The following is an 18,753-nucleotide window of genomic DNA, read 5'->3' as shown; positions in this document are numbered from 1 at the left end:
ATTAATTTTCCTCCTTTATTTTAAGAATACAATAGCCGATGAAGACTCCGATAATTGTAAACACTAAATACATGATCAGTGAAACCAGGACTATCAGAACTCCATCCGAAAAACTTTCAGTATAGAATTCACCGAACGAATCTGTCATATATATCAGGCAATTCCAGACGAATGTCGGCACAACTGCAAGTAATACAGCAACGAGGGTCGAACGGTAAAACAGATAGGTTACTGCCCCTAAAATAGTGTAGGACAAGATAAATCCTGAGCTATTATTCATAACTGTTGTACCGAGCGCTAATACAAACGCAATTGTTACAAAGAATATTTGTATCGTTGTTAATCGTAAGGTTATTTTTTGGATCATCTTTTTGGAAGGCTCACCTGTCTTCACTTCAGCAGGTAGAGGGATATGGGAATTTTTTGCGATATGCCGGCATTCTTGACATCTTTTCAAATGCTCTTCGATAAACTCTTCCGTATCCGGATGCAATAATTTTTCTTCGTATAACGGTAACAGATCTTGCAAAATTGCACAATCCTTATCCTTATTCATAGTGTCACCTCCATTAGTTTTTGAATTTTTAATTTCAAGCGATGAAATGTCACACGCGCGTAGTTTTCTGATTTACCAATCAATGCGCCGATTTCTAAAAAACTCAGCTCTCCATATATGCGCAACAATACGATTTCTCTTGCAACGTCATCCAATTTTGAAATATGGTGCAAAAGTATTTTTGTATCTTCATTGATTTCCGTCAACCCTTCTAATGAATGAATTTCAGTTTCTGGAATTAGTGCGAGTTTTTGCATTAAGCTTTGCTGATACTTATTTTTGCGGTAATACTTTTTCAACAAATTAATGGCAATCGAAAATATCCATGTCGATAAGGTGGAATGACTATTAAAAGATGTTATATTTTTACACGCTTCATAAAAGGTGTCCTGGCAAAGATCTTGAGCAGTCGCCTGATTTCCTGTCTTAGCATAGAAAAACGCATATATTTTCGGATAGATCTTTTCGTATTCTTCCTCAAGCCTATTCATAACTGCCCTCTCTTTCTTGCTGTTCATAGTATTAATACCTTGACTAGCTATTTCGTTACAAATTTTTTAAAAATAATTTATCTTCTACCTATCATTCTATAGCTTTTATTAATGAAAGTTTTAAAAATATTTTGTGAATCTCAATCAAAGGTTAAAAACAAGCTCTTTCGAACGACAAAAAAAGAGGATTTCGGACCAAAGTACCGGAATCCTCTGTATTCTCTTCCTTCGTATTTAAACAGCTTCTGATAATTAAAAATTATGTACACTTTATATATCTTCAAAAAATCCTATTTTTACTGCAAAAGAGCTTATTTTGACTGTATTATTCGGAAGCGTTTACTTAGATAATAAAGATAGAATTATCAAATAGAAAAGGAGATAGACTATGAAATTTAAAAATCCGATTATCAGCGGCTTTTACCCAGATCCAAGCATTTGCAGAGTGGAAAACGACTTTTATTTAGTGACCAGTACATTCGAGTATTTTCCTGGTGTACCGATTTTCCATAGTACCGATTTAGTGAATTGGGACCAAATAGGTCATTGTTTAACGACAACACAACAGTTACCTTTGAATGATACACCAAGTTCTTGTGGAATTTATGCACCTACGATTCGTTATCATGAGGGTGTATTTTATGTTGTGACAACAAATGTATTAGAGGGTGGGAACTTTTTCGTTACAGCTATCAATCCAGCCGGCCCATGGTCAGAACCTATTTGGTTTGAAAATAGCCAAGGAATTGATCCGTCGCTATTTTTTGATGAGGACGGCAAATGTTACCTAACTGGAACAAGTGGCAACCATGAAAAATCTGGTATCTATCAAGTGGAAATCGATATAAAAACTGGGAAATACTTATCTGAACGGAAATTTATTTGGGAAGGAACTGGCGGAGCTTTCCCGGAAGGGCCACATCTTTATAAGATAGGGAAGTATTATTACTTAATGATTTCAGAAGGAGGAACAGAGTACGGGCACATGCTGACGATTTCTAGAAGTAAGAATCTCTATGGACCCTTTGAAAGTTATGAAGGGAACCCGATCATGACCCATCGTAGTAAGAATCATCCGATACAAGCAACCGGTCATGCTGATTTAGTACAACATACAGATAGTTCTTGGTGGGCTGTTTTCTTAGCATTTAGACCAATTGGGTATCCAAAGAAACATCATTTAGGACGCGAAACATTCTTAGCTCCCATAACGTGGACAGAAGCTGGATGGCCAATAGTTGGAGACAACGGCATTATTGGTGAAGAAATTGAAAGTGAGTCTATTACATCAGCACAACATGTGGAATGGAAAGAACGAGATGATTTTGATCAATCTGTATTAGATTTTAAGTGGATCTTCAGAAGAAACCTGCTTAAAGAAAATTATCTATTGAATGGTGAAGAAGGTTTCTTAAGTTTGATTGGTTCGTCAGCAACCTTAAGAGATACTGCGACACATACTTTCGTTGGTCGCCGACAAGAACATTTTGACTGTGAAATTTCAACATCGCTTCAATTTAAACCGCAAGATTCAGAAGAAGCTGGACTGACGATTTTTGCTAATGAAAATTTCCATTATGAAATCGGTCTAAGAAATATGAACGGAAAAACAGAAGTCTTTTTCAGAAAAAATATTGGTTCAATAAGTGTTATTGAAAAACAGTTGGATTATGAAGAGAATACAATTGAATTCCGTATCATATCTGATGCTGAATGCTATAGCTTTGAGATCGTTTCGCCAACTGGTGACGTCACTAGTTTAGGGACTGGAGAATGCGGCTTGTTGTCAACCGAAGTAGCAGGTGGATTTACAGGGAATGTCTTTGGGTTATATGCAACTGGTAATGGTGAACAAAGCCGCAATGAAGCTCGATTCAACTGGTTTAACTATAAAATAGCTAGAAAATAGTAAAGCTACTTTAGTTGTTTAGTTTGTTTTTTGATTTAAATATAATATATGATTGAATACATCAAACATTCGAAAAAGTAATGTATCTATTAACATCTGTTGCTAGCCTACTCTTTGTTTTAGTTACTTTGCTCTCTATTTCGGAACCTACTTTAAAGTCCATCAACATTTAGTAATTTTCTATCTGCTGTGTCCACATATTTTCATCGATGTAGCCACGTCTTTATTTCTCTTGTAAATAGTAATTGCCAAATCTCTTCCGCAATGTGTGCGTGCTTATATCCTCTCTTCTTAACTATTTTAAGACAGACACTTTTGTTAAGGGAGATTGTGTCTACCATACTTTAAATGACAATTAAAAAATTAATTTTTAATTTATTTCTTCTTCTGTCTCTGATAAGTTCAATTATAGTAAGCGCTATAGCGGTATATAATGCTCCGGCGATAAAGTCTTGATTTACTATATACTCTATTGAAATACCAATAAGACTAGTAAATACCATTATTAGTATAATATTAGCATACGGGTGCTTTTCTGCAAATTCTTTATATTTATTAAACATAAACTCACCTCTAACCTATATAGTTACTTCATAGCTACTTCGTTTTGTATTTAGTTGCAACATGTTTTTCTGCTGCATTATACTATTTGCTCATATAAAATTATACCCAACCATTTATATCCCATTCTTTTGCAACTGCAACTCCTAGTTTAATCCATCCTGATGCTGCAGGTCTCATTTATTTTTAGAATTGTTGTTAGTTGAAACATAAACGTTACTTAATTTTATTCTCACTTTTTTTTATTGCATTTGCGACTTGAATTTCTATTGAAACCCCTGTTTCTCTCTTAGTTTTTATCATATTCCCAAATACGGTGACACCCATTTCTGATAAGACAAACAAAGTGCTAAGAATAAATCCACTAACGGCTATATATTTTAACATTAATCATCTCTCCTTTTTATCGCTATCGCTATTAAAAAAAGTATTTATTATAAGATTAGTTTAACATTATGCTAATTTTTTATTTCTTTAAACGGTATTATCTTAAAAAATGAAGTTAAAGTGTTGTGGAGTTCTATATGAGAAATATTTGCTCTTACCCTTTTTATGTTAAATAATTAATTATCGTATATATCAGCAAGATAGCACATATAACAACGACAACTATTTCAAGTACACTATATATTTTAGGTATTTTTTTATAGTTCAACCAAATATTATAACTAACTGAAGGTATACCTATTAAAAAAACAGAATAGTTAAGAGACTGTCTTCACCAGGGGTTCCTGGGAAAATTAGAACTATTGTAAAAATGATAGTCATAATTATTAAAAATGAACCTGCTTGTTTTACTGGAGCCATTAAATTACTTCTATTCATTTAGTTTATAATATACCTTAGCGATCTTTATAGATGTGAAGGAAGGAGTATTTTTTTTTAGTCCTCTAAATCTGATTTTCGCAGGAGATAATAACCTAGAATAATTAAAAAATAGCCAAAAATAAGTTCTGTATTTAATACAGCCAAAATAGCCCCACAAAAAATAAGAATCGATATAACCTGATAACAATTTCTTTTAGTTATTTTTTTCATTATGATATCTCCCATAACCATTCTCCTAACCTGGTAGTTCATAATCAAATTATCTATCTAATCTACTAGAACTAAAAGAACGTGCTGGTTTACATGGTAGCAACCAATGGTTGCTACCATGTAAACCAATGCGTTATAGTCATTGATCCTTACTTTCAGTATGATAGAGATAAGTAAAAGGTAAGAAAGAAGATCTTTGTTATTAGGCGGAAAATTAAAAAGTAGTCGAGTCAAAAAATGTAGCAGAACAGTTACATATTTCAAGACAATTTATTTCCAAATAGAAAAATGACATCAGCTATCCTGACTTAGATAAATTGGTTAAATTGAGTACCTATTATCAAGTTTCAATTGACCATTTATTAAAAGATAAGCCCTAATAAAAAACAGAACCGCCTAAAGGATAAAGGAGTGACAATAAAAATGAAAAAAACTAAATTAAGCCGATTAAAAGAAGGGTTTTTATATGCCTTGCTTTATATAGGATTCAAGGGAACCAAAAACCTCATTTTTGATTATGGAGAAACGAGTCAACTTTTCCTTGAATTAAGCCACGCACCAAGGTATGTACTTGGAGTAGTTACCCTTACTATCTTAGGATTATGGCTCTTTATTGGTTTACTAATTGGAGGAGTATTAATTATTTCAGATGTCTCTAAAAGATAATGACTTTAATTTACTACAGTAGTTTACAAAGTACACGAAAGATCAAACTACTAACAACGATTTTAGTATGACTATACGTTTTTAGTTACCTAGCTCTCAATTATGGAAGGTATTTCTAGGACTAACTCTATATATTAAACTTATAGACCAGAAACAACAGCCCAACGAATCAAACTCCATAAGATAGTTAATAAAGCACTTAAACCAATAATAAATAAACTATCAAAAAGATACTTATATTTTTTTGATTTTGAATAGTTGTTGAAAAGATAATAGGCACTAAAAATAATGACTCCACGTATAACATGTAAAATACTTAATGGCTCATTAAAAAGAGTATGGACTAGCAACACATAACCTAACGTTCCTCCGATAATAAAAAACCATACATTGTTAAAAATTGAAGCGACTTTAATTTTTTTATCTATATCTTCAACAATATCGGATTCCTCCAACAATAAATTATCTAAAGATAAATCATATAATTGAGCTAATCGAATTAAACTGTAAATATCAGGGAATGTTTTCCCGGTCTCCCAATTTGAAACTGATTTTTGAGAGACAAATATTTTTTGTGCTACTTGTTCTTGAGTTAACTTTAGCTCTTTTCTTTTTTGTTTCAAAATTAAATTAATTTCCATAGTTCCTCCCTAAAGTTTCTGTAGTGGATAACTGATCCTGATATTAAATTTACTTTCTAACTAGATAGATAACAATAGAAAGAGATTACTAATCCTTTAAAGCCAACGTTTACACAGTCATTATTTAGTTTATTATAGTAAGGTTAACTAGTAGAAAGAAGGAAAACATTTGTCAGATAAAGTAAAAAAATTTCTTAAAACATTCGCTTATTCCTATTTATCATTTATATTAGTCCTTTCAGGTACTAAATTTATGGTTATGTTGAATAATAAAGAGACTATAAAAAGTACATTTACTTCAGGATTTTTCTATAGTTTAATTTGGACTATTCCCTTGCTAATGATAATCGTGTTGATTAGAGTAGTTGTCATTAATTATAGAGAAAAAAAGCATAAATAATTCGATTGTGTTTATTTTAAAATGATAAAAAAAACTAATCGAAAATTTAACAGTATCTCCTTATAATAGTTGCCGGTAGTCTGATTATTAATTGGGTTGCAAGACATTCAAAAGGAACAGTAATTAATAGTTTGCAAAAAAAATTGATTATACCTTAAATAGGTAGCTATGATAACTGAAATTATTTATACTTAAAAGAGAAAATTAACCAGGAGGAATGATTATTTTGATAGGAACACTTAGAGATTTCCATGCTAATTATAAAGCGATTATTCATTCAGAAAAATTAAGTAACTGTAAAAAGAACGACTTACTTAGAAATGTTCTAGCTGACATTGAAATTGTCTTTTTTGGAACACATGATCAAGAACAAAATCTTATTCAACAACAGGAAGAGGCTCAACAACTTTATAATGACATTAGAACGAATTTTCTTGCTTGTTAAGGTAAAAAAAAGTCGACAGTGATACTAATCTGTCGGCTTTTTCTATTGCAAAAGTATTAAAAACCTAGTCTAAAATTAAGTAATGTCTCGCTAATTTCATCTTCATTGATCCCAATATAGTGTTTTGTTATTTTCTCGCTGCTGTGACCGAGTATTTCCATCAGTGTGGCCACGTCTTTGGTTTTCTTGTAATAAGTGGTAACCAAACGTCTTACGCAGCGTGTGCGTGCCAATATCGTCTCTTCCTAACAGCTTAGCGACCTTTTGAAACATCTGATAGACCATATTGACTTCTATATGCCCACCTTTAGTACTAGGAAGCAAATAATCCTCTGATTCTAAGTCTTTTGTATAGTCTTTGATCAAGTCCTGAAGACTACTCAAATACAAAATACAAATTTCCCCTATTTTTTTCTCGACGATTCAAGGACTTTTCGAGGAAATAAGGTCTTTTTTCTTCAATTTCACGATATCTGACATGCGTAACCCGCTATTAATGCCAATCAAAAAATAAAAAAACATCCCAATCTGCGTTTTTGTTGCGTCTCAAACAGAATAAAAAGTCGTTTATTTCTTGCTGCGTGCGTAATGGTTGGACGTTATAACTCATTATGACCCCACTTACTTTTAACAAAAAAAATAATTTTAGATATAACGTAAAAGTAAATTACATAGAAGATTAAAAAGTATCCCCAACGAACTAAACTATTTCCTACTGTTAAAAAATCTAGCCTAGGTAACTGACTTTGAGTGAGAAAGGTTAAAAAAATAGCCAGAATAACTGTTACAATTGTTAATAAAATATCTTTTGTTTTTTCCTTCATCTCAAATCCTCCATAATTTAAATTTGAATACCTGATTTTGTTTAACATACCACATAATCGTGTATTGAAGACCTTTAAAAAAAGAACTCTGTTTTAATAGGATTCCCTATACACTATTTCACATGAGATAGTGTATCAAAGAATTATTTTATATTATCAAGAATCTTTGCTGCTACAGGCAATAAAGATTCTGTTTTATATGAAATAAGTAACCTTTTAACAACATCTTCATGAAATTCTATTTCTATGGAATCTTTAATATCCTTTGTTACCTTTTCCAAAGTTGGAACTTCATTGTGCATATTATAAATAGCTAGTATTTTATCAATAGCAGCTATTTGATCGGTTGTTAAATCCATTTCAAGATACCATAATTGACTGGAATCAATCTCGAGCTTCTCACAAATTTGTGATAAAACAGATTTTATTAAATTAAGGTCATTGCATAGTTCTTGATTTTCGTATTTCATTAAACTACTCACTCCAATTCTAATAGTTATCCGTTAGTTAATGTTTTTACAGCACCCGATACACGATTTCATCTAATTTTATGTATTAAATTTTGAAAATAATATGGATTAACAGCTAAATTTTATTATAGTAATAAAGATATGTAACTAGTTGTGAAAAAAAAGTGAGAATGAAAACAATCCCAAAAGCTACAGCTGAACCGATAAGAGCTGCACCGATAAGTCCATTTATTCTACCTAGATACCATACAATAACAGCGACAATCACAAGAATAAAAGAAGCGATTTGAATAATTATAATCGAGGCATTAGCAGATTTTAAATTGACGAGTTCTTCTCTTTCGTCTTTTTCTTGTTCCGCTCTTTTTGCTTGCTTATAACTTAAGCTTTCCTGAACAAGCCAAAAGCCAACAAACGTATCAAATACTAGATGCATAAGGACCTTTACAATTTCCCCACCGCTCATGCTGTCAAAGAAAAAAATTAATTCCCTTACAGAAACTAAAGATAGCAATAAAAAAAATATTCCTAGCCAAAACGTTTTTTTATTATAAATTTTATTTTTCATTTTCTACATTCTCCTCCAAACAATATAATTCTTCGATTGTTGTTCCAAAAACAAGAGCTATTTTATAAGCGAGCATAAGAGAAGGATTATAATTTTCTTTCTCTAAAGAAATAATGGTTCTTGAAGAAACAAATACTAAATCAGCTAGTTGTTGTTGAGTCATATTGCGTATATTCCTATACTCTTTCACTCTATTTTTCAAAATAAATCTTCTCCCTTTTTGTGAAGCATACTTCACGTGAAGCTTGATTCACATTTTAATGATAATATGATAGACTGTCAATAGTTATTTGAATTTTAGTTAATAAAAATTATTTAAAAGAAAAAAAAGAACCTTGAATCAACAAGGTTTTAGATACATATTTTTATGGAATTTCATGTATCACTTTAATGAATATAAAAAATAAGAACTACTTTTATTTGTAATGAAGTATTATCAATTAAATTTTTAAGGAGTGATAAAATGAATATGTTTCAAGAAGCCTTAAGATATATAAATAAAACAATTTATGAACCAAAACAATTAACGGTAGAATATATTCAAGAAGAAAAGCAAAATTCTGAATATGGTGCTGGTGTTTTTAGTTTATCTTCTAAAACTATTCGATTTAGAGTTGCGAAAATCACACCTACAAAAATAGGACAGTTTGTTGCTTTCTGGGAAAAAGATAGCAACAATAAAAACCGTCCTTTTTTATCTGAAGAATCACCTGAGTTATTAGTTGTAACAACTTTTAAAAATAATAAAGAATTTGGACAATTTGTTTTTCCAAAAGAAATTCTTGTTGAAAAAAACATACTTCGATCTCCCTCTACTACAGGAAAATGGCTATAAGAGTCTACCCTATTTTGGATACACCAACTAGCAAACAAGCAATGAACACTCAAAAATGGCAATTACCTTATTTTGTTGACATGAGTACTCTTAATCAAGAGTCTATAGATAAAATAATTAACCTTTACTCTTTGTAATTTAAAGAATAATAAAGAATAAACGCAAAAAATCACCTTATTAAAGCAAGGTTCTGGATACATGAATCTATCTAATTTGATGTATCTTTAGAGATAAGCCTGAACTCCAATTAACTGAAGTTAAACCACTAAATAAATACAATTCCCAGAAGGTTCATAAGTTACAAAAGAATCGTTTTTTTCTGTTACAAGTGCACCAATACTCTTCAACTGAGCGATCACCTTATTCCTTGCTTCCTCATCAGCTAAGATGGTTGTAAACGAATCAAGACCAACACTATTCGAAGAGGGTGCTGGTGCGCCAACTCCCATCCACGTGTTCAATGCGATATGGTGATGGTATTTACCAGTAGAGATGAATAGCACCTGATCACTATAGCGGCTAACCACTTCAAATCCAAGCCCTTTACTGTAAAACAAGAGATGACATTTCTAGATAATACAGGTTATTAGGTTGCCTATTCTTTTCTTTGTTCAAGCTCTAGCCGTTTGCCTGTTTAATCTGTTCCTGTAAATGGTTGGATAAATTTTCAAAAGAAACCGATTCAATCCATTTACAAAAGGAATTTTTCCGTATAAACTTATCCATAATAGCAGTTCTTTATAGCGGTCTTGGATAAGTCCTCTTACCAGCCATTATAAAGGATTTTTTGATTTCCATATGAAAATCAGTCTGTTTATTTTTAGTGCACCACTGATTATCGCCAATTTATTTGGTTTACTCGATTAAGGAGGAGATAGAATGTTTGAATTAGATCATATTGTTCACTATACAAATAATCCCGAAAAAGCTGCTTCAACATTAGAAAAATTGGGAGTCTATTCTAATCCAGGCGGCCGCCATGAACAATTCGGAACTTACAATATTCTCAGCTATTTCGATAATTTAACTTATATTGAACTAATTGGTTCGTTTGATAAAGAGTTGGTTAAGAAGAGTGCAAAAGAACCATATACCTTATGGAATCAATTTGACAAACACCATTACCAAGATAATCTTGAACGTATTGCGCTGCGTCATAACGACTTGAATGCCGTTTCCAAACGTCTCAAACAATTCAATTTAGACGTTTACGGACCATATCCTTACAGCCGTAAAACACCAGATGGAAATGAAATCCATTGGGAACTCCTCTATGCCATTGATAAAAATAGTGACCTCACCTTACCGTTTTTCATTGATTGGAAAAGATCAAATTCAGAACGCGAAGCAGAATTAAAGGAACAAGGGAGTATTAAACCACACAAACTTGGTGATTTAGCCATTCAATCAGTTGGATTTGCTGTTAAAGATGCAGAAGCTGCTGCAAATAAATGGGCTCAGTTTTTTGAGTTTGAAACTGGTGAAAATATAATTAACGATGATTTGAATGCAGAAGGAAAATCATTGATTGTTGAGAATAAATCATTCGTTTTCTATGAACCAAAAGGCGAGGGGATTGCTCAACATTATTTAGAGGAACAAGGTGAGGGGCCTTTCCTAATTACTATTACTGGATCATCTGAAGAAAAAACGGTTGAAATAAACGGTACTTTGTATCATTTTAAGAACTAACCTATTCAAAAATACTCTACACGGGTTGGATAATTCACTCAAACCGTGTAGGGTACTTCATTATGATCATTATTCAAAATCTTCACTCAAAATTTCCACACGTTCTTCAAAAGATACTTCGTGATGGATTTCGCGTAATTTTTTTAATACACTACTTTATGTAAAATAATGTGTTTTAGGCCACAAGGATACAAATATCCTTGTGGCCTGTTTTATCAATACCTGATTTTATGGAATTTACTGTCAATTTTTAAAGTAAATTATTTTTGTATCCGAAGAATTAAAACCCTTTATTTTAATTTTTTCTAGCACTTAGAATAAACCTTGATGTTTCTTGTTCATCATTCTCTTTTTCCGCATCATAAAAGATGTCTGACTGGATGTTTTGAAAGCCTATCTCTGATAAATCAGCAGTTAATACAGCTCTATCTATTCCATGTCCACTTGCTTTTTCTTCTGGTCTTTCCATTTCAATAATCAGTAATTGTCCATCTTCATTTAAGGCATCATAAAGTTTTGTTAATAGTTTATGGCTGTCGGAAATGTGATGCAATACTAAAGAAAGGATAATGGTATCTGCTTTATAGGGAAGATGACCGTCTTTTTCAATATCTAGACAAAGTACGGACGCTTTTTTAGTATCTATATCTGCTAATTTCTTCTCAACCTGTTCAATCATTGCTGGAGATGCATCTACAAACAACATAGATTCAAAATCCTCTAACAAATCTAGTCCTACATTTCCTGTACCGCAACCGAAATCTATAGCTGTCTTTGTATGATTTTTATCTAACAAACTGCGTATAGCTTCGGTAGAAAGTTTTGCCATATCCGTATTTTTTGCTGTATCGTATTTTGCTGCCAATTGATTAAATTGATTTATATGTCCCATTGCTTTCACTCCGCTCTTTTTTATAGATCTATTTATATTTCTTGAAAAGCTTCCTCACAAGAGTCCGCTATAATCCCTGCGCCTGCCATATGACCTTGACTGGCAGAAACAATTAATTGAGAAGGCCCTGTTATTTCTCCAGCTGCGTAAATACCTTTGATATTCGTGTGTCCCATCATATCCGTGACAATAAAGCCTGCTTCGTTGACTTCTATGCCCAATTGTTCAACAAAAGGAAAGTTAGTATCCAATACTGTTGTACAAAAGCCACCTGATCTGCTGTTTTCTTCTCCGTTTTCGAAGACAATGCTCTGAAGTTCTCCACCTGTACCTTTTAATTCAACGATACTTTCTTCGATCAGGCGAATATTATTTATTTCCAAAACTTTCTTCTGCTCAGCAGTAAAAACGCTGTTTCCGTTAGTGGCCACAATCAGATCATCTGTCCAATTTTTCAATAATTTAGCAACATGTATAGCCTGAATCGATTCTGCTATGAGTACCAAGGGTCTGTCTTTCATTTCCCATCCATCGCAGAAAGGACAAGAGAAAATACTATTTCCGTAATACTGTTCAATTCCTTTCACATCCGGAAGTGTCTCTTTCACTCCTGTAGCTAAAACGATATTTTTAGTCTGAATTGTTTCCCTTGACTCGGTGGTCAACTTAAATGAGTTTTCCAGCGTTTTTTCAATAAATAGAATTTTGTCATTTTTGATAGAAATGGTTGGATAGTTTAGTAAATCTCTTCTGCCTTCTTTTCTGAAATCTTCTGGCTTAATTCTATCTCTCGTTAAAAAAGCGTGAGTTTCATGTGTCACAGCATTTCTAGGTTTTTCTTCATCGATAAGAAGCACCTGATTTTTACCTCTTCCGGCTACTAAAGCAGCACTCATACCTGCTGGACCTCCACCGATTACAACAACGTCTATCATCTTTTCTCCTCCTATAAACTCTATTAAAGACCTTTAATATCTACAATTAGCATAAAAATTAGCGAAACACTAATTTTTTTCTTGCCTTTGCTTCAAAATATCCGCAATTGTCTTGCGTGCAAGTTCATCTTTCAGCTTATCCTCTGCATCTGCTACTGCACGTTCGATCAAACAGTGTCTATTCCACTTACCATCATGAGACATCGTACAGTTCAGTAATGATTCATACCCTTCAATTGCTTGAATAATATCAAGAAATGTACATTCTTCTGGTGAACGCAGTAACCGGTATCCACCTTTTACTCCCGGAGTTGATACGATCAATCCAGCTTTTGATAATTTTGTCAGTATTTTTGACAAATAAGTGGGGGATATTTTTTGGCGTTTGGCTAAATCTTCTACCCTGACTGCTCCACTGGTAGATTCCATTGCCAAATGAACCATAGAATGTAAAGCATAGTTTGTAGCTTTTGAGTACTTCATTTTGCTCTTCCTTTAATTACAGATTCATTTTGTCTTTAATTGAATATAAGGTAAATCTAACTTAAAGTCAACACATTTTTTATAAGATACGAAAATGAATCAGTCATAAAAAAACTTTTTAAGACCTGGTTTTAAAAACACGCTTTTAAGCAATTTCATGTATTACTTAAAATATATAAATTAACTAGTTTTTATAATAGAATCTAGATTATCACTTTGTGACGTTTAAAGAAAAATAAAGTTTAAATCTTACTTTTTTTACTTATCAGGACACTAGAGATAAGGATACATAAAATAGAATAAGCGAATAAACAGATTAATCCACCTGTGAAGTTAATATGTTCATTAATTACAGGGAAATCTTCTGTCCCATATGTAATTACTTTTGTTAAATCAAAATAAGTGATAAGTAAATTAATAAAATATTATCGAAAATGCACTTGTCGCATCAGATACACAAATGAATAAAGATTATTAATAAAAAATAAGGATTCTATTACCTTTTGGGCAGTAGAATCCTTATTTTTATTAAGTTATAAATTAATTTAGAGTGATACAGTTATTGTTTAGCTAATCTTTAACAATCGAAGTCCGTTTAGTATAACAACCAAAGTACTTCCTTCATGAACGATCACACTAATTGCTATATCCGTTAATCCTAATAAGCTTACGATAATTAGAAAAGCTACGACTATCATTGAGAATATGATATTTTGCCAAATAACTCGATTCATTTTTAAAGAAATCTCATGAGCTTTTACCAATTTGGATAAATCATTTTTCATCAACACTAGATCAGATACATCTACTGCAACATCCGTACCATCACCCATAGCAATTCCGACATCTGCCTTCACAAGAGCAGGTGCGTCATTCACACCATCTCCCACCATAGCGGTTATGCCATAGTGTTCCATTTGTTCATTGATAATTTCAGATTTATCTTCTGGCATGACGTTCGCAATTACTTGGTCTATTCCTAATTGTTTACCAACAGCTTGCCCTGTCATTTCAGAGTCCCCAGTAATTAAAGTGGTATGGATACCACACTTCTTAAAGTGCTCTATTGTTGCCTTCGCATTTTCACTTGGAATATCCATTAATGCTATCAGACCAATTACTTTTTCATTTTCTGATACGTATACAACCGTATTACCTTCTGAAGCCCATTCTTTATTCAAACGTGTATAGTCATCCGATACAGCTTCAAAGGAAGTTGGTTTGCCTATACGATAAGTTTTTCCGTTATAATCGCCTATTAAACCTTTTCCAATCTGATTTTCCACTTCAATTGCTAGTTTATTTTTTGGCTCAAACTTGTCTAAAATAGCACTTGCTAACGGGTGATTTGATTCTTTTTCAAGAGCCACTATGATATCAATAATATTTTCCTCATTCACAGAAGTAGCAAAATAATAATTTGTTACTTCTGGTTTGCCATTAGTTAAAGTTCCTGTTTTATCAAAGGCAATGGCTTGAATATCGGCTAATTGAGACAAATAGGCACTTCCTTTTGAAAGTACGCCTCTTTTTGCTAGATTAGAAGTGGCTGACAACGTTACAGATACGGTAGCTGCTGCTAAAGCACACGGAGAAGCTGCTACTAAAAGGACTAATCCTCTATAAATACTTTGTGACCAGGTCAAATCAAAAAGCATAGGAGCAAGTAAAATGACAAGCGGGATTGCAATTAAAACAAATTTAACATACTTAGGCTCAAACTTTTGGATAATACTAGACACTTTTGTTTGATTCTCTTGATTTTGATTCACTAGTTGTAAAATCTTTGAAAAGACAGTATCGTTATTCTCTTTTGTAACTTTCATAGTAAACGTACCAGTTCCATTAATTGTACTCCCAAAAACTCCGTCTCCCTTTGACTTCTCTTTAGGCATACTCTCACCATTAATAGAAGACTCATCGATCGACGTAGAGCCAGATACTATCACTCCGTCAATAGGTACTTGGTCACCGTTTAAAACTTGGAGTTTATCTCCTACTTTTAACTCATTAACATTAACAATTTTTGTATTGCCATCTAGCATGATTAACCTAGCAGTTGTTGGATTCATTTCTAGCAACTTGGTAATTTCCCTTTTACTTCTTCCTTCAGCATAATCTTCAAGAAAGTGTGCACCAGAGAAAATAAGGATCAATAACGTTCCTTCCCAAAAATTTCCTATCAGAGAAGCACCTATTGCAGCTACTCCCATTAAAATATGAGAATTAGGTGTAAATTTGTGTTGGATTCGAGAGTTCTCGATCGTTTCTCCAATTCCTTCAAGAACAATGACATGATAGCCAGCACTAATTGAAGCAATGAAAAATAAACTATTTTGTAATAAACTATTTTCTCCGTTTAAAAATAACGCAATAAGCGACAATGCTAAACCAATAAAGTACAAAGTAACTGGCATATTGCCATGATCATGGTCATGATTTTCGTGTGAGTGTTGTGCTTGAATCTCTTTCATTTTTATCACCTTTCTTAATAAAACTATTATTTTTGGAATCGTAATGTTTACGAATTACATTTGAATGAACATTCATATGTCTACACGTTCATTATATGCCGCTATGTATGATTTGTCAAAAAAATGTTATCTTATTTACTTAGTAAAGATACTCTACTCTAAAATAGCTCTCCTTATAGAAAAAACTTGCTTTATAAAAATCTTATGATAATCTAAACATGAACGAACACACATATGAAGGGGAGGAAATCTTATGAAATCATCATTAACTTCTCCATTAACAAATGAAGCTATTCAAGAGGTAAGTAAAATATTTAAAATGATTAGTGATCCTACACGACTTTCTATTTTATTCCTCTTGCAGAAAGAAGAACTTAGTGTTGGAGCTATTGCACAGTCTTTAAGTATGGAACAATCAGCAATTTCTCACCAGTTAAAAACTTTAAGGACTTCAAGATTAGTAAAATCAAAAAGAGCTGGTAAAAATATGATTTATAGCCTTGATGATCTTCATGTATTTAGTATTCTTGAGCAAGTTTTAACTCATATCGAAGAACAAGAGCAAGAAAAATAAAGACTAACTACAAGGTTAAAATGATCTTACAATTCATTAGTTCAAAATAAAAAAAGACAGCGAGATTTTAACTCGCTGTCTTTTTTCACCTTCACTATCGTAATTATTTATATAAAATTTAATAACATTTGAATCGTACCATTTTCAATCAATATATAAATTCCTAAACCAACAAACACGATAGGAACAATGATTTGTTCATATTTTTCTAACTTTTTGGAAACAAAGGAAATTTTGGTTGATTTGTAACTGATAAAGCAAATAATCGCAACAGAGAGCGCGAATACAATTAAAGCAATAAATAATTTCCGAAACAGCTAACGAGGTAAAGAATGGAATATAAATTCCTGAATTATCGCTACCAGAAGCAATTGTTATTAAGTCTACTGTCCAAAATACATGATTCTATCTAATATCAGATATTTACTTCTTATATCGATTTTAACGAAGTTAGGTAGTTATTTTGTCATTTCATAACTTGTATCAATCAAACTATATATTTCTTCATCCGAAACGGTTCCATCTAAAATAACCGTTAACCAGTGTTCTTTATTCATATGGTATGCACGGGAAAATCCTTCTCGTGATGACAAAGGTGCAACCATTTCAGGTTCACACTTTATGTCTAATATATCAATAACTTCATCGCCTTCTAAACCAACTTTGTTTTTAGGCACATTCATGATAATAGCATACCATTTTTTATTATGCTTATGCCGTAACACTTCATAACTTGGAAATTTATCCCACAAATGCTCTGAAATAGTTTTATAGTTTTCTTCTGCGTATCTTAAAACATCTGAACGAGTAACCATACTATTACCTCCCACAAATTTAATTATAAATATATCACATTTTGTCAAAAGGGCAAATGAAATAGTATTTTCATATAAACCTTCCTCCTATTTCTAAAATAAAATTTAAACTAAATGAATTCATTCAATTTATATCCTTCTATAAACAGACATCGAAATAAGTTTTTTTTTAGGTAAATATTAGAAATTATGATCACCTTGTATCTTGGAAACCCCAAGAAATTGCATATGAAAGAAAACCTATACAAATTACAAGTGTAAGTAATACTACTCCTGAAACAAATAAATTTAGTTCAGTATAAAATGGTGGATTGAAGTATTCTGAACATACTTTTACTTGCTTATAATTCATCTTCTATCTTATTGACATATTGAAACATACATATGATAGCTTACTTAATTTTTAAATATTTCTTTTGAAAAGTTCGGTAATCATTACTATGATATTGCTTACATTGTTACAGCTTTAATCTTTAAAGAATTTATATAACTCCTCGTAAGTCTCTTGAGGTGCTTCTTCTGCTAAATAATGCCCACAATTTATTCCACGTCCTTGTACTTCATCAGCCCAATCTTTCCAGACTGACAACACATCATACCAGTCAGGAAGTTCACCTTGATCACTCCACAATGCCAGAACCGGACAACTGATTTTTCTTATTCCTCGGTCCTCCTCATCTAGTTTAAGGTCGATAGAAGCACCCGCCCGATAATCCTCGCACATTGCATGGATCGTATCAGGCTGGCGAATACAGCGTAAATAATCAGCTAATGCTTCAGGATGAAATAGACTTCTGTCTCCTTGGAAATAGAAGTTATCTGGATTTTCTCCAATCATCTTTTCAGGAAAATCGAAGGGCTGTGCTAGAAAGAACCAATGCCAGAATCCCATAGCAAAGTCTTTATTAGTATGCTTAAACGCTTCTCCAGTGGGGATGATGTCTAGGATAGCAAGCTTTGTAATAGCTTCAGGAAAATCAAGTGCTAAGCGATAGGCACATCTACCACCTCTATCGTGTCCTGCAACAGCAAATTGGGTAAATCCTAGATATTTCATCACAGCTATTTGATCTCTTGCCATTGCTCGTTTGGAATAAGGAAAATGATCTATCGTTGTTGGAGGTTTAGAACTGTCCCCATATCCCCTCAAATCAGGCATAACGACTGTAAAGTCTCTAGCCAAAAGCGGAGCGATAAGATGCCACATCATGTGAGTTTGGGGATGACCATGTAGAAGCAGCAACGATGGACCTTCACCACCATAGCGTAAACGAATTTTAACTTCACCAGTATCTACCGTTTTTAGTTTAAAGTCTTCGAATAGCATCTTTTCACTCCTTTGATAGTTATTCAGTTAAATGTACTTTATTTTAAAGTGATTTAAAAGTAAAAAGTCCAATCTTAAGTACAACAAAATTGCTTTAATTTCATCTTCAATGATTCAGATATTGAGAAAGAACAAAAAATCGAGCTGTTATACATTT

General features: G+C 32.5%; 22 protein-coding genes and 3 pseudogenes. 6 read left to right on the top strand and 19 right to left on the bottom strand.

The features are described from left to right. Nucleotide 1: 1 nt before the first annotated feature. Together CAR_RS06045 and CAR_RS06040 are read right to left on the bottom strand one after the other, a co-directional pair. Nucleotides 2-556 carry a zf-HC2 domain-containing protein gene (locus CAR_RS06045; RefSeq protein ID WP_013710838.1) on the bottom strand — a complete coding sequence of 185 codons (555 nt, stop codon included), beginning with the start codon at nucleotides 554-556 and terminating at the stop codon, nucleotides 2-4. Then, nucleotides 553-1,047 carry an RNA polymerase sigma factor gene (locus CAR_RS06040; RefSeq protein ID WP_041556326.1) on the bottom strand — a complete coding sequence of 165 codons (495 nt, stop codon included), beginning with the start codon at nucleotides 1,045-1,047 and terminating at the stop codon, nucleotides 553-555. Before CAR_RS06040 ends, CAR_RS06045 begins: the two co-directional genes overlap by 4 nt. A gap of 388 nt (nucleotides 1,048-1,435) precedes the next feature. Here CAR_RS06040 and CAR_RS06035 point away from each other — a divergent pair, with 388 nt between their 5' ends. Beyond that, entirely contained in the window at nucleotides 1,436-2,956 is a 1,521-nt protein-coding gene (locus CAR_RS06035) for a glycoside hydrolase family 43 protein (protein WP_013710836.1), read from the top strand. A 344-nt stretch (nucleotides 2,957-3,300) separates the two neighbouring features. Here CAR_RS06035 and CAR_RS06030 read toward each other — a convergent pair whose 3' ends face one another. From CAR_RS06030 to CAR_RS13200, 3 genes are all read right to left on the bottom strand, one after another. Beyond that, on the bottom strand, nucleotides 3,301-3,519 hold the full coding sequence (locus CAR_RS06030; RefSeq protein WP_041556325.1) for a hypothetical protein: 219 nt from the start codon (nucleotides 3,517-3,519) through the stop codon (nucleotides 3,301-3,303). A gap of 214 nt (nucleotides 3,520-3,733) precedes the next feature. Continuing rightward, a complete protein-coding gene (locus CAR_RS13165; RefSeq protein ID WP_013710835.1) occupies nucleotides 3,734-3,904 on the bottom strand; it encodes a hypothetical protein in 171 nt (56 codons plus the stop codon). A gap of 495 nt (nucleotides 3,905-4,399) precedes the next feature. Further along, nucleotides 4,400-4,555: a hypothetical protein gene (locus CAR_RS13200; protein WP_162467527.1), complete on the bottom strand. Its 156-nt coding sequence runs from the start codon at nucleotides 4,553-4,555 to the stop codon at nucleotides 4,400-4,402. Nucleotides 4,556-4,978: 423 nt separating this feature from the next. Here CAR_RS13200 and CAR_RS06025 point away from each other — a divergent pair, with 423 nt between their 5' ends. Beyond that, nucleotides 4,979-5,221: a hypothetical protein gene (locus CAR_RS06025; protein ID WP_041556323.1), complete on the top strand. Its 243-nt coding sequence runs from the start codon at nucleotides 4,979-4,981 to the stop codon at nucleotides 5,219-5,221. Nucleotides 5,222-5,361: 140 nt separating this feature from the next. On the opposite strand, the gene CAR_RS12835 is transcribed toward CAR_RS06025, so the two are convergent. After that, nucleotides 5,362-5,862, bottom strand: coding sequence for a helix-turn-helix domain-containing protein (locus CAR_RS12835; protein WP_013710832.1), 501 nt, complete (start codon nucleotides 5,860-5,862; stop codon nucleotides 5,362-5,364). A 617-nt stretch (nucleotides 5,863-6,479) separates the two neighbouring features. Here CAR_RS12835 and CAR_RS06010 point away from each other — a divergent pair. Then, nucleotides 6,480-6,707: a hypothetical protein gene (locus CAR_RS06010; RefSeq protein ID WP_013710831.1), complete on the top strand. Its 228-nt coding sequence runs from the start codon at nucleotides 6,480-6,482 to the stop codon at nucleotides 6,705-6,707. A gap of 56 nt (nucleotides 6,708-6,763) precedes the next feature. On the opposite strand, the pseudogene CAR_RS06005 reads toward CAR_RS06010, so the two are convergent. From CAR_RS06005 to CAR_RS05985, 5 genes and pseudogenes are all read right to left on the bottom strand, one after another. Beyond that, nucleotides 6,764-7,317 (bottom strand): annotated as a pseudogene (locus tag CAR_RS06005) (tyrosine-type recombinase/integrase). Then, nucleotides 7,307-7,531, bottom strand: a complete 225-nt coding sequence (locus CAR_RS06000; RefSeq protein WP_041556319.1) for a hypothetical protein — start codon at nucleotides 7,529-7,531, stop codon at nucleotides 7,307-7,309. Before CAR_RS06000 ends, CAR_RS06005 begins: the two are co-directional and overlap by 11 nt. A gap of 143 nt (nucleotides 7,532-7,674) precedes the next feature. After that, a complete protein-coding gene (locus tag CAR_RS05995; RefSeq protein ID WP_013710828.1) occupies nucleotides 7,675-8,001 on the bottom strand; it encodes a hypothetical protein in 327 nt (108 codons plus the stop codon). Between the two features lie 115 nt (nucleotides 8,002-8,116). Then, nucleotides 8,117-8,569: a hypothetical protein gene (locus CAR_RS05990; protein WP_013710827.1), complete on the bottom strand. Its 453-nt coding sequence runs from the start codon at nucleotides 8,567-8,569 to the stop codon at nucleotides 8,117-8,119. After that, complete coding sequence (locus CAR_RS05985; protein WP_041556317.1) at nucleotides 8,559-8,771, bottom strand: helix-turn-helix transcriptional regulator; 213 nt, start codon at nucleotides 8,769-8,771, stop codon at nucleotides 8,559-8,561. The genes CAR_RS05990 and CAR_RS05985 overlap by 11 nt, the downstream gene beginning before the upstream one ends. Before the next feature lie 261 nt (nucleotides 8,772-9,032). Between CAR_RS05985 and CAR_RS05980 the strand changes: the two are divergent. After that, a pseudogene (locus CAR_RS05980) lies at nucleotides 9,033-9,541 on the top strand (MepB family protein). 120 nt (nucleotides 9,542-9,661) lie between these two features. Here the strand turns inward: CAR_RS05980 and CAR_RS05975 are convergent. Continuing rightward, nucleotides 9,662-9,961, bottom strand: a complete 300-nt coding sequence (locus CAR_RS05975; protein ID WP_052303135.1) for a glyoxalase/bleomycin resistance/dioxygenase family protein — start codon at nucleotides 9,959-9,961, stop codon at nucleotides 9,662-9,664. Between the two features lie 322 nt (nucleotides 9,962-10,283). On the opposite strand from CAR_RS05975, the gene CAR_RS05970 reads away from it, so the two are divergent. Then, nucleotides 10,284-11,096 carry a VOC family protein gene (locus CAR_RS05970; protein ID WP_013710823.1) on the top strand — a complete coding sequence of 271 codons (813 nt, stop codon included), beginning with the start codon at nucleotides 10,284-10,286 and terminating at the stop codon, nucleotides 11,094-11,096. Nucleotides 11,097-11,391: 295 nt separating this feature from the next. On the opposite strand, the gene CAR_RS05965 is transcribed toward CAR_RS05970, so the two are convergent. From CAR_RS05965 to CAR_RS05950, 4 genes are all read right to left on the bottom strand, one after another. Beyond that, complete coding sequence (locus CAR_RS05965) at nucleotides 11,392-11,988, bottom strand: class I SAM-dependent methyltransferase (protein ID WP_041556316.1); 597 nt, start codon at nucleotides 11,986-11,988, stop codon at nucleotides 11,392-11,394. Nucleotides 11,989-12,020: 32 nt separating this feature from the next. Next, nucleotides 12,021-12,923 carry an NAD(P)/FAD-dependent oxidoreductase gene (locus CAR_RS05960; RefSeq protein WP_013710821.1) on the bottom strand — a complete coding sequence of 301 codons (903 nt, stop codon included), beginning with the start codon at nucleotides 12,921-12,923 and terminating at the stop codon, nucleotides 12,021-12,023. 69 nt (nucleotides 12,924-12,992) lie between these two features. Further along, nucleotides 12,993-13,406, bottom strand: coding sequence for an RrF2 family transcriptional regulator (locus CAR_RS05955; protein WP_013710820.1), 414 nt, complete (start codon nucleotides 13,404-13,406; stop codon nucleotides 12,993-12,995). Nucleotides 13,407-13,972: 566 nt separating this feature from the next. Further along, a complete protein-coding gene (locus tag CAR_RS05950) occupies nucleotides 13,973-15,880 on the bottom strand; it encodes a heavy metal translocating P-type ATPase (RefSeq protein ID WP_013710819.1) in 1,908 nt (635 codons plus the stop codon). 253 nt (nucleotides 15,881-16,133) lie between these two features. Here CAR_RS05950 and CAR_RS05945 point away from each other — a divergent pair, with 253 nt between their 5' ends. Further along, nucleotides 16,134-16,454 (top strand): ArsR/SmtB family transcription factor, encoded by a 321-nt coding sequence (locus CAR_RS05945; protein ID WP_013710818.1) that lies wholly within the window; start codon nucleotides 16,134-16,136, stop codon nucleotides 16,452-16,454. A gap of 107 nt (nucleotides 16,455-16,561) precedes the next feature. On the opposite strand, the pseudogene CAR_RS12935 reads toward CAR_RS05945, so the two are convergent. The 3 genes and pseudogenes from CAR_RS12935 to CAR_RS05935 all read right to left on the bottom strand — a co-directional run. Beyond that, nucleotides 16,562-16,859 (bottom strand): annotated as a pseudogene (locus CAR_RS12935) (cadmium resistance transporter); the annotation flags it as partial. Between the two features lie 53 nt (nucleotides 16,860-16,912). Then, nucleotides 16,913-17,269 (bottom strand): MmcQ/YjbR family DNA-binding protein, encoded by a 357-nt coding sequence (locus CAR_RS05940; RefSeq protein WP_013710817.1) that lies wholly within the window; start codon nucleotides 17,267-17,269, stop codon nucleotides 16,913-16,915. 466 nt (nucleotides 17,270-17,735) lie between these two features. Continuing rightward, on the bottom strand, nucleotides 17,736-18,596 hold the full coding sequence (locus tag CAR_RS05935; RefSeq protein WP_013710816.1) for an alpha/beta fold hydrolase: 861 nt from the start codon (nucleotides 18,594-18,596) through the stop codon (nucleotides 17,736-17,738). Nucleotides 18,597-18,753 lie beyond the last annotated feature (157 nt).

This window comes from Carnobacterium sp. 17-4 (assembly GCF_000195575.1).
GTDB lineage: Bacteria > Bacillota > Bacilli > Lactobacillales > Carnobacteriaceae > Carnobacterium_B.
The sequence above is the reverse complement of the archived record's forward strand: the minus strand, read 5'-3'. Positions and strand labels throughout refer to the sequence as shown.

What these genes read in the sequence shown, in the direction of transcription:
- CAR_RS05960 (WP_013710821.1), bottom strand. Translation starts at nt 12,923, where the DNA reads ATGATAGACGTTGTTGTAATCGGTGGAGGTCCAGCAGGTATGAGTGCT.
- CAR_RS06000 (WP_041556319.1), bottom strand. Translation starts at nt 7,531, where the DNA reads ATGAAGGAAAAAACAAAAGATATTTTATTAACAATTGTAACAGTTATT.
- CAR_RS13200 (WP_162467527.1), bottom strand. Translation starts at nt 4,555, where the DNA reads ATGAAAAAAATAACTAAAAGAAATTGTTATCAGGTTATATCGATTCTT.
- CAR_RS06035 (WP_013710836.1), top strand. Translation starts at nt 1,436, where the DNA reads ATGAAATTTAAAAATCCGATTATCAGCGGCTTTTACCCAGATCCAAGC.
- CAR_RS05940 (WP_013710817.1), bottom strand. Translation starts at nt 17,269, where the DNA reads ATGGTTACTCGTTCAGATGTTTTAAGATACGCAGAAGAAAACTATAAA.
- CAR_RS05995 (WP_013710828.1), bottom strand. Translation starts at nt 8,001, where the DNA reads ATGAAATACGAAAATCAAGAACTATGCAATGACCTTAATTTAATAAAA.
- CAR_RS05990 (WP_013710827.1), bottom strand. Translation starts at nt 8,569, where the DNA reads ATGAAAAATAAAATTTATAATAAAAAAACGTTTTGGCTAGGAATATTT.
- CAR_RS05950 (WP_013710819.1), bottom strand. Translation starts at nt 15,880, where the DNA reads ATGAAAGAGATTCAAGCACAACACTCACACGAAAATCATGACCATGAT.
- CAR_RS05970 (WP_013710823.1), top strand. Translation starts at nt 10,284, where the DNA reads ATGTTTGAATTAGATCATATTGTTCACTATACAAATAATCCCGAAAAA.
- CAR_RS06040 (WP_041556326.1), bottom strand. Translation starts at nt 1,047, where the DNA reads ATGAATAGGCTTGAGGAAGAATACGAAAAGATCTATCCGAAAATATAT.
- CAR_RS13165 (WP_013710835.1), bottom strand. Translation starts at nt 3,904, where the DNA reads ATGTTAAAATATATAGCCGTTAGTGGATTTATTCTTAGCACTTTGTTT.
- CAR_RS06025 (WP_041556323.1), top strand. Translation starts at nt 4,979, where the DNA reads ATGAAAAAAACTAAATTAAGCCGATTAAAAGAAGGGTTTTTATATGCC.
- CAR_RS12835 (WP_013710832.1), bottom strand. Translation starts at nt 5,862, where the DNA reads ATGGAAATTAATTTAATTTTGAAACAAAAAAGAAAAGAGCTAAAGTTA.
- CAR_RS05935 (WP_013710816.1), bottom strand. Translation starts at nt 18,596, where the DNA reads ATGCTATTCGAAGACTTTAAACTAAAAACGGTAGATACTGGTGAAGTT.
- CAR_RS06010 (WP_013710831.1), top strand. Translation starts at nt 6,480, where the DNA reads ATGATTATTTTGATAGGAACACTTAGAGATTTCCATGCTAATTATAAA.
- CAR_RS05965 (WP_041556316.1), bottom strand. Translation starts at nt 11,988, where the DNA reads ATGGGACATATAAATCAATTTAATCAATTGGCAGCAAAATACGATACA.
- CAR_RS06030 (WP_041556325.1), bottom strand. Translation starts at nt 3,519, where the DNA reads ATGTTTAATAAATATAAAGAATTTGCAGAAAAGCACCCGTATGCTAAT.
- CAR_RS05955 (WP_013710820.1), bottom strand. Translation starts at nt 13,406, where the DNA reads ATGAAGTACTCAAAAGCTACAAACTATGCTTTACATTCTATGGTTCAT.
- CAR_RS05945 (WP_013710818.1), top strand. Translation starts at nt 16,134, where the DNA reads ATGAAATCATCATTAACTTCTCCATTAACAAATGAAGCTATTCAAGAG.
- CAR_RS06045 (WP_013710838.1), bottom strand. Translation starts at nt 556, where the DNA reads ATGAATAAGGATAAGGATTGTGCAATTTTGCAAGATCTGTTACCGTTA.